Origin of the sequence: Scytonema sp. PCC 10023 (assembly GCF_963920835.1) — a bacterium.
In the GTDB taxonomy this organism is placed as follows: domain Bacteria; phylum Cyanobacteriota; class Cyanobacteriia; order Cyanobacteriales; family Nostocaceae; genus Kalymmatonema.
This window is the reverse complement of record NZ_CAWUDP010000041.1, coordinates 75,494-89,068: the sequence shown is the minus strand read 5'-3', so window position 1 is coordinate 89,068 and position 13,575 is coordinate 75,494. Positions and strand designations below refer to the sequence as shown.

Sequence of the window (13,575 nt, the reverse complement as noted above, 5' to 3'; positions counted from 1 at the left end):
GCACTGAATTGGATTTGCAACCTAATGATGTTGATAGAGAGCGCGACCCGTTTTGCGGCATACATTAACCAAGGTAGAACCGGAGGCGATATTTATGCAGTACCTACGCGAGCTTTTTAAAATAGGCGAGCCAATACACTCCTACTAAAAATCTGATAAATCCTGATCATGTGCGCTGTCGCATCTCACGGCAAGCTGATAACGAAGCGATCGCGAGATAAAACCCCCGTAAGTTCACACGCTACACCTAGAAACTATGTACCCCATTATCTTTATTTTTTGTAAATTTAGGTGCGATCGCCCTGTTACACAGAGTGCGATCGCTCTCGCTCACATCGGGATTAGTTTTCAGATAATCGCGCACCCAATCGCAACCATACGCCATTACCTTATTTATATCAACGACAAAATTTAAATTCCATAACATCACTGTTTTGTCTTCACTTGCTGAGGCGAGCGTTTTACCGTCGGGACTGAAAGCTACTCCCCAAACCTTGCTACTGTGCCCATTGAGAGTAGTCAGTAAAACAGGCAACTTGCCTGTCTCCACTTTCCACAGTTTGACGGTTTTGTCTGCACTCGCCGAGGCAATCATCTTACCATCGGGACTGAAAGCAACTCCAAAAACCGTAGCCCCATGTCCCTCAAGAGTGGTCAACAAAGTGCCCCTATGCCCTTCAGGCACGCTACGCGAACGGGGTTCACCAGTCGCCTGGGTCGGGATACCCTCCTGCAGCGCTGGCTCACCGTCTCGCTTCCAGAGTTTGACCGTCTTGTCGTCACTTGCCGAAGCGATTGTATTGCCGTCAGGGCTTATTGCAACTCCCCAAACCCCAGCTTTGTGCCCCTCAAGAGTTTTCAGCAAGGAGCCGTTTTTGTTCCACAGTTTGACCGTATTGTCTGCACTTGCCGAGGCAATCATCTCACCGTCAGGGCTAAAAGCAACATCCCAAATCGGTTGTAGATGCCCCTCAAGAGTTTTCAGCAATGTGCCGTTTTTGTTCCACAATTTGACTGTACTGTCCAAGCCCGCCGAAGCGATAGTGTTCCCGTCGGGGCTAAAAGCAACTCCCCAATTTCCAGCTTTATGTCCCTTAAGAGTATTTAGCAAGGTGCCGTTTTTGTTCCACAATTTGACTGTACTGTCCAAGCCCACCGAGGCGATAGTGTTCCCGTCGGGACTGAAAACTACTCGGTAAACAGCAGCTTTATGATCGAGCGTAACAGGTAAGGTGCTATCCTGCTTCCAAAGTTTGACGGTTCCATCGGCACTCGCCGAGGCGATCGCCTTACCGTCAGAACTGATTGCAACTCCGATAACCGGAGCGCTATGACCTCTGAGGGTAGTCAGCAACGCGCTATCTAGTTTCCAGAGTTTGATAGTCTTGTCCCCACTTACCGAGGCTAAAGTCTTGCTGTCAGGGCTAAAAGTGACTCCCCAAATCCTATCTCCATGTCCATTAAGCGTAGTCAACAAGGTGCCGTCCTTGTTCCAAAGCTTGACAGTGTTGTCCCAGCTTGCCGAAGCTAGAGTCTTACCGTCAGGGCTGAAAGCAATTCTCGAAACGGGAGCTTGATGACCCTCTAGGGTTTTCAGCAACTTGCCATCCTTGTTCCAGAGCTTAATAGTGTTGTCCCCACTAGCCGAAGCAATTGTGTTCCCATTGGGGCTTATTGCAACATCCCAAACTATACTTTTATGCCGAGTGAGCGTGGTCAGCAACGTGCCGTCCTTGTTCCACAGTTTGACGGTCATGTCTGCACTTGCTGAGGCGATGGTATTCCCATCGGGGCTAAAAGCAACTGCTTCAACCGGAGCTTTATGTCCCTTGAGGGTAGTCAATAAGACAGGCACCCTCCCCGACACTCTCCAGAGTTTGACACTACTGTCGTCACTCGTCGAGGCGAGGGTATTACCTTGTGGGCTGAAAGCAACATTTAAAACCCCAGCGTCATGTCCCTCAAGAGTAGCCAGCAACTTGCCGTCTTTGTTCCACAGTTTAGTGGTCTTGTCTGCACTTGCTGAAGCTAGAGTCTGACCATCGGGGCTGAAAGCAACTTTGTAAACCGTAGCCCTATGCCCCTCTAGGGTTCTCAGCAACGTGCCGTCTTTGCTCCATAGTTTGACGCTATTGTCATCACTCGTCGAGGCGATTATGTTACCATCTGGGCTGAAAACTGCGCTCTTGACTTCACCATTGTGCCCTAACAAGCGGTTGTACTCTACCGCCCCATAAACTGCCCGCCGTAATACTAATTCAACCTGATTCTTAGTTTCTGCGTCCACCATCCCTAACTTTTGCTGTTTTCGCTTAGCCCTGATTGCTTGTATGAGCGCATCCAACTTTTGATTTGAGGCAAATAGCGCTGTTGATGATTCGCTAATAGCTTTGACTTCACTTTGCGCTGAATTCTGCCATTGCCACCAAGCTGCCCCAGCGAGCATCAAGGCTACCAGCGAAACACCAGTAAGCCCGAAAATAGTTAGCTTTCGTCTCAGCCTCTGTTTTTGCTGCTGTTGTTTGCGCCATGTAATACTAGCGGTAATAAAATCTCGCGCTTGTGGTGTTAGTTCATCTTTGCGTTGTTTGTACCAATCTTCTGCTACGGCTAGCCGCGTTCCTTGCAATAGAGCTTCTGGGTTTTGATTACTATTTTCCCAGTCACGCACATCTTGCTTAAACCTTTCTTGCCAAATGCGAAACTCACGGTTAATTGTTATCCATTCCCGCAGAGTTCCCCATTCCCGAATTAATGCTTCATGGACGATTTCTACTGTTTCTATTTCCTCAGCTGCATCCCACCCAGTCACCACTAAACGCGCATCAGCTAAACGTTTGACTAAATCCCAATTTTCTTCCCCCACCTCAGTACGAATCGCCACACGCCTGGTATCCTCTGTACCTTCCCCTGGACGCACTAACTGAATAAATACCCTTTCTGCTTGCTGTTCTTCCACAGCAGATAGCGACTTTAATACTTCATCTGCATGTTTTGCTAAAGCTTTTTCTAAACCGCCAATTTCTTCATAAGCCTTATGAGTCAAATACCAATTTTTCTGTTTCGACCACAGTTGAGCTAAGGCAAACTCCAGCATTGGTAAACGACCAGGGTGATTACCCACATCATTAATGAGTTTACTTGTTAACCCCTCCTCCAGTTCCACCTTCATTTTTAAAGCTGGTTTTTCAATCGCATCGCACAATTCCTCAGAGTCCATTGGAGTCAGTAACAATGGGGGGTATTGTTGCAAAGCCTTTCCCATTGACTGATCATCAAGCACAATTCCCAAAAAATCCGCTCGCAGCGTCAACACCAGCGTAAACGCCCGAACATATCTTACAGCCCAAAGCAGTGACTTTAAAAAACTGTGGCGTTCTTTCTGGGCAGCAAGAGTGTAAAGTTCTTCAAACTGGTCTGCCACTAACACCAAACGCCGATATCCTGAGGAGTTAATAATATTTTCAATAAAATGGCGTAATACTGTCTGATCATGTCGCAGGTTTACCTCAAATTCTAGTTCCGCTAACCTGCTATTAGCTTCTCCTGATGCTTCTGGTTGTTGTTGTACCACAGACTTGCAATATTTGCTCAGCGCCACAGCCAAAGCATCAAACGGATTTTTCCCCGGACGAAAACTGATTATCTCTACATTGCCAGCAGCTTGTAAACGAGGAATCAACCCTGCAAACACCACAGACGACTTCCCACTCCCAGAAGCACCAACGACAGGTACTAGCGGGTTGCTGTTGGCTGCTTTCACCAAAGAAGCAATAAACTTCTGCCTACCAAAAAAGAAATCTGCATTTTCCTGGCGAAACGCAGATAAACCCTGATAGGGACAATCAGGAAGTTCACCAGAAAGTCCTCCTAAATCTTCCCAACTCGGTGAAAGCTCAGTTGTATTTTTACAGATCATTGGCAACCAGCTTACCCCCGGTAGCCGCTTCTCAATATCTTTGTCGTCTGCAAGTTCTTTCAACTTATCTCTTGCTTGTCGAACTGAATTAAACAAAGATTCACCTTGTGAAAAAGAACTTAAAAAATATTGGAGAAACTTTTGTGCTAACTTATCTGGTACTTCTTCGCGCCAGACAATAATATAAGGTAAGTTTAAATCTGCTAATTGTCTTGCTAAACCTAGACCATCGCAGGAATTGAAGATTGCTAATTTTAAACCTTTGTTAATAGCTGCCCTCAGTGTTCTTTTGATTTCTGCCAAACTTAAACTATCATTGGGATTAATATTTATTACGCCTGTTTGACCATCACCTTTTGTTTCGCTATGACCCGCAAAAAACAGGATATCGCAGGCTTCTTCCCAAAGCGTATTAAAATCGGAACGATTTGGTTCTGTAAGAACGATGAGTTCTGCCGACCGTTTCTTCAATTTTTCAAGTAATTCTTTATCTGCACTGGTATCAATATTTGTACTGTCTCCAAAAATACTGATAATCCTAGCTCTTCTAATTTTACCAGAAGTCGGTGATTCTTCCGATATCGTAGTACTTGCAACAGAAGAGTGAAAACAAACAGCCGCTTCACAGAAAAACTTTTGAGCGAAAAAACCCCATTCCTGCCAAGGTAGTCGATGTAACATGTCTTTGGTGCTAAGGCAGGCAATTTTCTCAGTGTGGATAAATAGACGAATTTCAGGTTGAGAGTCTTGTGGTAGTGCTTGTTCTAATTTTGACTGAATGGGGTGAAGCCACTGATGAAGGTGACGGCATAAACCCTGAGCAGAATTATCACAATCCGTTTTGGATATATGAGTGACTTGGCTATTTTTAAACCTGCCTCTGGAATGGTTAAGTAACGAGTAGTATTGCTCTTTCCAACGTTGATAGGAAACTAAAATTTCTGTATTTGGAGGTAATTTCACTTCGAGTTGTGTGATATTCTCCTGTGCATTTGCTACCGTCACCTTAAGATTAATTTTACCAAAGCCGCGCTCAAAGTCCCCGTCACCAAACTCCAAGTTTACCCATATTTCCATAAATTAGCACCCTAGATTAGTTCACCGACCCCATCACTATTGTTTTTTAAAAAATGAATAATAAAAAATAAAAAAGTATTAAGAAATTAGAACTTATGCATTAAGAAATTTTTGATTGTATGAAATATGCCATAGTGCATAAGACATAAATCTCCTCAACAAAGTCGGGGTTTTGAACCTAGAAGACATAAGTCCTCATAGCTGCATTCTTAAGTAGGTGTAAGTGAAATCAACTTATGCACTTAAGTAAGATGAAACGTGGATTGTAGATAGCTAAAATATTTTGCAGCCGCAGTGCTCTTGAGCCGCAGATCCAGACAATGCTTCCCTCACGAGCGCGCACGTTATGCACGGGTCCAATCTTTGTGTACAGTGCGTAAGTCCTGTAAATTTTGTGTAAGACTATCCCAGATAGTAGTCACAAGTGGCTTGTAGGCGGAAAATAAGCCTTAGTTTATGCATACCGATCAACTACCATTGGGGGACTTTTCAGATCCTGTCTCTACCCTCTTGTAAAAGAGCGTAGCTTGGTGCGATAATCGCACTCTTTTATCCAATCTCATACATAGCTACAAGTGTAAAAATGTTGATTTCGTAGTAAATACTATTTGAAAACTAAATACACTCTATTTAAACAGTATTTTAGTAGATGTCTGACTTGATATGTCTAAAATGTTATAATTTATGGCGCTAATAGCTAAGTATTACCAACCTTAAAATAAATATTATTATGCCCTAAATAGTACCAATAGAACTTTCTAATAAACTAGACTTCAAGTTGTTCAAACTTATCACTAGAGAGACTTTTTTCTACTTTTTATACGAAAATTTTCAAGTTCTATTGGTTAGCTTATACATCATGAAGAAGTACAATTATTCATTGAATCTATTATGTAAAAAAAAGAACTAGACACTGGAGTTTAGACTAGTTCTCGGTGCGAAACTGTTAAACAAATCAGAAACTCCAGTTACAAAAGTTGCAAACCGTTATAGCAATGCCATTTTTAATTTTGCATTTTCAATTCTTCATCGCCCAGAACGTCTGCGAAGCCGATCGATTGTCACCGCCACAATAATCACCAGACCCTTGACGACGAGTTGCCAGAAATAAGACATATTCAGCAGGGTCAGACCATTGTTGAGAACGGCAATGATCAACGCACCGAGAAGGGTTCCCCCAATAGTCCCAATACCACCTGTAAAGCTGGTTCCACCAAGAATGACAGCGGCGATCGCATCCAACTCGTAACCCTGACCTAACATACCAGTCGCACTATAAAGGCGGCTAGCGCTCATAATTCCTGCCAAACCTGCCAGCAATCCGCTGACGCCATAAACAAACAGCAACACACGATTGACTTTGATACCAGTGAGGCGTGCTGCCCGGTCGTTACCGCCTACAGCGTAGATTTGCACCCCCAAAACAGTCTGCCGCAGGACAAACCAACTCGCTGCAACAGCCAGCAGGGCAATCACTACCAACCACGGAATAGGACCCAAATAGCTGTTACCTATCCAAGCAAAATTTAGGTTACGGTTGATGACAGTTGTCCCATTAGCAACCAAAAAGGCAGCACCCCGCAATGCCGTAAGTGAACCTAGGGTGACAATAAAAGGCGGCACATTCAAAAAGCTGATCAGAGCACCATTGAGTAAGCCCAGAAGCAATCCTGTCAGCAGACCAGCAAGCACACCCGCCCAACCCAGACCTGGAATCAGCGATACCAGCACTGCAACGACAGCAGAAACACCCAGTATTGACCCAACCGAAAGGTCAATGCCTCCGGTGAGAATCACAAACGTCATCCCGGTTGCCAGCACAATGTTGATTGATGCCTGCCGTAATATATTGACGACGTTACCCGGTGTGGGGAAGTTGGGGGTAAGCAAGGAAAACAGGATGCAGATAAGCACCAGAATTGGCAGAATTCCTAGAACCTGAAGCAGATTGCTGCCTGATTTACGCTGAGCCGACTTTGGATGCTCTCCAGGTCTATTTTTGACAGGTCTTAAGGTTTGACTCATGATGCTAGTACCTCCGCTGCTCCAGTGGCATAGTGCATAATCTTTTCTTGGGTAATCTCTTTGCCAGGGCTGCCATCAAGTTCACCTACCAGCTGCCCTTCTCGCATCACTAGGACGCGATCGCTCATCCCGACAATCTCCGGTAGTTCGCTGGAAACCATCAAAATAGCAATACCTTGTGCTGCCAACTCGCTCATAATCCGGTAAATTTCGCTTTTGGCACCAATATCTACACCGCGTGTTGGCTCATCCAGCATCAATACTCTCGGCTTAATGGCTAGCCAACGTGCCAAGAGAAGCTTCTGCTGATTGCCCCCGGAAAGATCCACCGCTCTGATTTCTAGGTTGGCAAGCCGGATATGGAAGTTTTCCACCGCCTCCGTTGCAATCTGATTGACTGAACGCCAGTTAACGATGCCAGCCTTTGCATCCTGCTTCAGCCTGTTGAGGGCAATATTTTTACGCGAACTCATCTCCAGAAATAATCCCTGGTCTTTGCGGTCTTCCGGAACATAGCCAATTCCGGCAGCAATGGCATCACCGGGCGTATTGATATTGAGTTTTTTCCCATCCAGGAAGACTTCACCACTGACCTTGCGGTCAGCACCAAAAATTAGCCGAGATAGCTCGGTGCGTCCTGCACCAACCAGCCCCGCTAGACCGAGAATCTCTCCAGCATGCAGCTGGAAGCTGGCTGGTTGAACCTTGCGTCCGTCGCTGATATTTCTGACTTCGAGCACCACTGGACCAAAGTTTGTTTGCCGTTGATGTTCGTAAAAGTCCTGCATGGGACGACCGACCATCATCTGCACCAATCGTTGGGGAGAAATTTCATCCCGCGTCAGACTGCCAATATATTGACCATCGCGCAGTACGCTAATCCGGTCAGCCAAGGCATACACTTCTTCCATCCGGTGGCTGATGTAGATAATGGCAATGCCGTCAGAGCGCAGTTTGCGAATGACTTCAAATAGCCGCTCAGTCTCCCGGTCAGACAGTGCAGCCGTTGGCTCATCCATCACCAGAATGCGGCTTTTGTCTTTCAGCGCCCGAGCAATTTCAACTTGTTGCTGTTCGGCAATAGAGAGAGTGCCAACGACATCATTTGATGCAAAACTGGCTCCCAAGCTTTGGAGCACTTGCTGTGCTTCACGCTCCATAGCTTGGCGGTCTAAAAACTGACCCCGCCGCAACTCGCTACCCATAAAAATATTTTCGGTCACGGTTAAATTGGGTGCGACATTGAGTTCTTGATAAATCAGATTAATACCCGCTTGTCGCGCCGTACCCGGATCGGTAATTTTCACAGGGTTACCATTGATGCGAATCTCGCCTTCATCGGCAATGTAAGCCCCTGCAAGAATCTTCATCAATGTGCTTTTCCCTGCCCCGTTCTCGCCCATCAGGGCATGAACTTCTCCTGGATAAATCGTGAGATTGACATTTTGGAGGGCAGGTACACCATGAAATCGTTTCGTAATCCCTTGCATTTCCAGCACTGGGGTCGTGCTCGGTACATTAGGAAGGGAGGGTGCAATATCCGTTGTCATGTGCAATTCCTGCAATGTTGGATGTTATATCACTGCCAGCCTTTATACTCGCTGACGTTGTCTCGCGTGATCAGCTTGACTGGAATCAGAATGTTGGGATTCGCAGGTTTCTTGCCATAAAGAATGTCGTTACCAACCTGAACCGCCTTTTTAGTCATTCCTAGCGGGTCTTGAGCAGCAGTGGCAACAAACAAGCTGTTCTTGTCTGCGATCGCATCTTTTGCTTCCGGTGCACCATCAACCCCAACAATGAAAAATTCGCTGCGTTTTGCCTGCCTAGCCGCCAGTTCTGCTCCGACGCCAGTTGGATCGTTAATGGCAAAAACCGCATCTATCTTGGGAAAGGTTGCGAGCAAATCACTCATTACCCTGAGTCCTCCATCCCGGCTTCCTTCGGCGTTCTGGTCTTTAGAAAGCACTTTGATACCAGGATATTTAGCGAATATCTGCTGACAGCCGTTGACTCGCTCGACGACAGAGATTACTGGAGGACCGTTGATAATAACTACATTGCCTTTGCCCTTAAGGCGATCAACGATGTACTGACAACCAACTTGTCCAGCTTGCACATTATTTGAGGTAATGGTGGCATCTACACCTCCCTCAGCGCCCGTATCTACTGCAATGACAACACTACCTGCAAGTTTTGCTTTCTCGACTGCTGGTGCAATTCCCTTACTGTCACCCGCGTTGAGGACGATCACGTCAGTACCTGCGGCAATGAAATTTTCCATTTGGTTGAATTGTTGGTTCAGGTCATAGCCACTGGAAACTACGGTAACTTTGACATCATTACCACCTATTTTCTTGGCTTCTGCCTCCGCTCCCCGACCCATCAGGACGAAGAAGGGGTTACCAAGGTCACCGACGGTCACGGCGACCGATCCCAGTTTGGGATCTTGATCACTCCGGTTACCCTGTATGGCAGCTCTGTTATTTTGGGAAATGGGTGAGCAAGCCACAAGGGCACCACTGACAAGACCTAATACGCCAGCCGCGATTGCTACTCTATTCACATTCATCTATCTCCAACAACTCACTGGAATTTGAAGAGAGTCAAGAGAATACGAATCTGCAAAGCAATCATAATATTAGCTAGGTCTAAAGTATTCAGACCTAACCTATCGACACTGTTAGCTTCTACAATTTCAACTCCTTACAAACGTCTTGTGATTGGAATTTAAGTAGAGTGCTATTAACTCTGACAGATTCTCTACCTAAAAAGGCGCAAAAATAGTTCGTGCACCTCCTCAAAGAATTATGTCGTTTTTGTGAAAACACATTTAGAGTGTGTAAGACGAAAACCGCTTTTAGCGAAAACTTCTAAAAGGCTTTGCTAGAAAAGTTGCAGGTATATTCTATTTGGCTCTCAGGTATATTCTATTTGACTCTGTGTTAATTTATCGTGCGCCTTTGCAAAGATTAACCACATCTATCAATTGACGTACTCCTCGGCATAAATGCGCGAGGATTCTCAAAGGATGTTACGAGGCACTCTCAACAAATGCCTCTCCACCCTTCTTCCTGCTTTTTCGACTCTTAACTAGACTGTCACCAGTCCCCGTCAGACCGTCTCCACAGGCATTTTCTTCCAGGCTGCGTCCCAACCCAGAGATCCCACGGTTGCGGATCACTTGAGCGGCTGCCACATCTCGGTGAGTAGTGTAACCGCATTCAGGACAAGAGTGAACCCTGTCGTTTAATTCCTTCTTCCCAGTATGGGTATCGCATTGCGGGCATACTTGGGAGGTGTAGTATGCGCTCACCTTTTCAAAATATACTCCGCGCTTCCAGCACACCCATTTCAGGATTTCAATAAACTGACCAAACCCTGCATCTAAAGTATGCTTACCTAGCATTCCTTTAGCCCACGTCCGGAAGTCGATGTCTTCAACAAACATCATTCCAGCTTTATCACAAAGCTTATGAGCTAACTTGAAATGCCAGTCTTTGCGAGTATCAGAAATACGTTGATGCAACCGGGCAATCCGGAGATTGAGTTTATGTCGATTGCTCGACCTCTTCTTTTTATGTTTCAATCTGCGTTGCAGCAATTTCAGCTTGCGATGCAATGAATTCAAAAAGCGAGGACGTTCAACCAACAAACCATCACTAGTTGCAGTAAACTTATCTAGACCCAAATCCAGACCCACTGGATGACCAGAGGGGACTGGTGAAGGCACTAACACATCGCATTCCAGCGTCAACATGACGAAGTATCCCGAAGCCTTACGAACGATGCGGGCTTGTTTTACCACAAACCCATCAGGTATTTCCCGAGACTTGACATACTCTAACCATCCTAACTGTGGCAACTTGATTTGGTTGCCTCTCAACAACTGAGACTTCCCTAGTTGGGGATAAACAAACGACCGCATTCTGTATCGATTTTTGAAGCGGGGAAATCCCATTCCTTTACGCTTCATGTCAATAAATGCAGTCTCCAGTTTTCTCAAAACTTGCTGCAATACTTGAGCATTTACTGTTTTGAGCTCTGGGTATTGTTCTTTTGCCAAAGTTAATGATTTAGCTTGAGTGTTGTAATTCGGATATGGTTCTGAGGCTGGAACAATATATTCAGAAGTTAATGAACAAGCGTTAACTTGGCACTTTCGAGAGTTGAGCCAGTCTTTACGCTCACGAAGGGCAAAATTCCAAACTTTTCGACACACATCCAGTGTATGTTCAATTCCCAGGATCTGCTCTTTTGTGGGTTTTGCTTTATATTCGTAAGTTAAAGTTAACACTGTTTATTACCTCCTACAAAATTATATCATATTTTGTAGAAGTTAGAGAAACAAAGGGATAAATCCCTTTGAGTCGGGTTTCATCCCCGGATTAAAAGGTAGGGGTTCTCACCCTCCCACTATGTTTTGATAGATTATTCCGTAAGATTCTATTGAGTTGCTATCAACTGAAAACCTCTCTATCAGTATCTTTCTACAATAGACTCGGTTTAAACTTTGGGTCAAATTTAACAAAAAGTAATAGTCTTACCGCTCTTGACAATAGCAGGGGAAGCAGGAGAGCAGGAAAAGAAAAAATTTATAATACAACATTTATTCGTAAAATCTCGGCTAAATTGACAATTCCTCGACTACCGCACTCCCTTATTAACCTGGCGGTTTATCGCGCAAGGATTTCAGATTTGCACGGATACTAGCTATGCTGGGATGATCTACCCCTAAACTTTTTGAAGCAATTTCCAATGCTTTTTTGTAGAGTCGTTCAGCTTCTGTGTACTTTCCTTGGGAATCGTAGACTGCTGCCAAGTTATTGTAAATGGTGGCGACAGCGGGATGCTCTTCTCGCAGTAGGCGTTGCGTTAGTTTCAATGCTTTGATGTACAGTGGTTCTGCTTGGCTGTACCTTCCTTGGGAATCGTAGAGTGCTGCCAAGTTATTGTAACTGGTGGCGACATCGAGATTCTCTTCTCCCAGTAGGCGTTGCCTTAGTTCCAATGCTTTTTTGTAGAGTGGTTCTGCTTGGCTGTACCTTCCTTGGGAATCGTAGAGTGCTGCCAAGTTATTGTAAATGGTGGCGACATCGGGATGCTCTTCTCCCAGTAGGCGTTGCCTTAGTTCCAATGCTTGTTGGTACAGTCGTTCAGCATCGTTGTACCTTCCTTGGGAATGGTGTAAGAAAGCCAAGTTGTTGTAAATGGTGGCGACATCAAGATCCTCTTCTTTCAGTAGGCGTTGCCTTAGTTCCAATGCTTTAATGTACTGTTGTTCAGCATCGTCGTACCTTCCTTGGCAGGTGTAGAGTATAGCCAAGTTGTTGTAACTGTTGGCGACATCGGGATGCTCTTCTCCCAGGCGTTCTCTAGCAACTGACAAACATTGCTCTCTCCAAGGTAATGCTTGTGCATAAAGTCCTTGACCCTGATAATATCTAGCTAAGCCAACAAAGGGCAAAATTAAATCTTCATTACGTAAGCAACTCTTGTAATCAGTGGCAGAGGTAAGGTGCGGGACTATAGGAGTGAGTGTAGTAATTTTTTGCAAAATAGGTGTGTGAGCGATTTCCTTTGCCACTTCTACTATTGCAGTGCAGTAATTCTTCTTCTGCTCGTCCGCAACAGCTAAGTTCTCTTGCTTATCTCTCAAAAATTTTCGAATCAACTGATGCAACTGATAAGTATCTTCGCCCTGTTGATGTAACCGATAAGTGTCTTCACGCTGTAGCAAGTGCAATTTTTCTAGTTTTAATCTTGCCTTTTCCAGTGCTTCTCGGTCTTGCTCAGAAGCAGCACTTTTCACTAGCGACCAGGGAATAGGAGCCAAAGCGAATAAACTTAGTAAACAGCCTAACTGTTGGGCAGGTTCATTTAATTCTTCCCAACTTAACTCAAAGGCAGCTGCCACTCCACGTTTGATATTTGAAGTCCAAGTACTGTCGTTTTCATCCACTACCAAAGTAGTAATGACGCTGAAAATTTAGGGAAAAGCGAGGTATGAAGTTAACTCTTGTACTGAACTTCTGGTGCAAGAATGAATGATGCGTATCAAGATTACGCGATCGCCTACTTAAAAATTGTGTTTGCAACCCCAATTTTCAGCAATATTTTAAGTATTATTCCTTATTGACGAATTGTATATGACCTTAACCTCTCACGAATGCGCAATTCACCACTTATTACCCAGTAACATTTCAAGTTCTGCTCTTAAAGCCTTAATATCCGCAACCCTTGCCACTAATAAGTTATCACTACCTGCATCTATTAAACGTGATTTCCAATAGCCAATACTCTCTGAATTATTCATCCAAAACTCAATAACAGTACTTACAACTTCATCTGTATCCCAGCCCCATTTTTGTGGCAATGGTTCTACAGATTCGAGCAGGGCATCAAGCGTACACTTATGAGTTGCTACTAATTCTACACCTTGATACTGGGGTGTTTGTAGATTCTGCTGTTGGTGACTGAAAAAATGCAAAACTGGAGATACTCCTACGATGTCGAAACTGTATTTCATTCCACTCCTCCAAATTCTTACATGA

7 protein-coding genes are annotated in these 13,575 nt (G+C 44.8%); all 7 read right to left on the bottom strand.

The genetic code is table 11. From position 1 onward, the window contains the following. Nucleotides 1-247 precede the first annotated feature (247 nt). Complete coding sequence (locus tag ACM0OZ_RS24005; RefSeq protein WP_414585326.1) at nucleotides 248-4,996, bottom strand: eIF2A-related protein; 4,749 nt, start codon at nucleotides 4,994-4,996, stop codon at nucleotides 248-250. Between the two features lie 1,026 nt (nucleotides 4,997-6,022). After that, entirely contained in the window at nucleotides 6,023-7,021 is a 999-nt protein-coding gene (locus ACM0OZ_RS24000; protein WP_414585325.1) for an ABC transporter permease subunit, read from the bottom strand. Continuing rightward, entirely contained in the window at nucleotides 7,018-8,571 is a 1,554-nt protein-coding gene (locus tag ACM0OZ_RS23995) for a sugar ABC transporter ATP-binding protein (RefSeq protein WP_414585324.1), read from the bottom strand. The genes ACM0OZ_RS24000 and ACM0OZ_RS23995 overlap by 4 nt, the downstream gene beginning before the upstream one ends. Before the next feature lie 29 nt (nucleotides 8,572-8,600). After that, complete coding sequence (locus tag ACM0OZ_RS23990; protein ID WP_414585329.1) at nucleotides 8,601-9,518, bottom strand: ABC transporter substrate-binding protein; 918 nt, start codon at nucleotides 9,516-9,518, stop codon at nucleotides 8,601-8,603. 537 nt (nucleotides 9,519-10,055) lie between these two features. Then, complete coding sequence (locus tag ACM0OZ_RS23985; protein ID WP_414585323.1) at nucleotides 10,056-11,318, bottom strand: RNA-guided endonuclease InsQ/TnpB family protein; 1,263 nt, start codon at nucleotides 11,316-11,318, stop codon at nucleotides 10,056-10,058. 366 nt (nucleotides 11,319-11,684) lie between these two features. Next, nucleotides 11,685-12,983, bottom strand: coding sequence for a tetratricopeptide repeat protein (locus ACM0OZ_RS23980; protein ID WP_414585322.1), 1,299 nt, complete (start codon nucleotides 12,981-12,983; stop codon nucleotides 11,685-11,687). 216 nt (nucleotides 12,984-13,199) lie between these two features. Then, nucleotides 13,200-13,550, bottom strand: coding sequence for a hypothetical protein (locus ACM0OZ_RS23975; protein ID WP_414585321.1), 351 nt, complete (start codon nucleotides 13,548-13,550; stop codon nucleotides 13,200-13,202). Nucleotides 13,551-13,575: the final 25 nt, after the last annotated feature.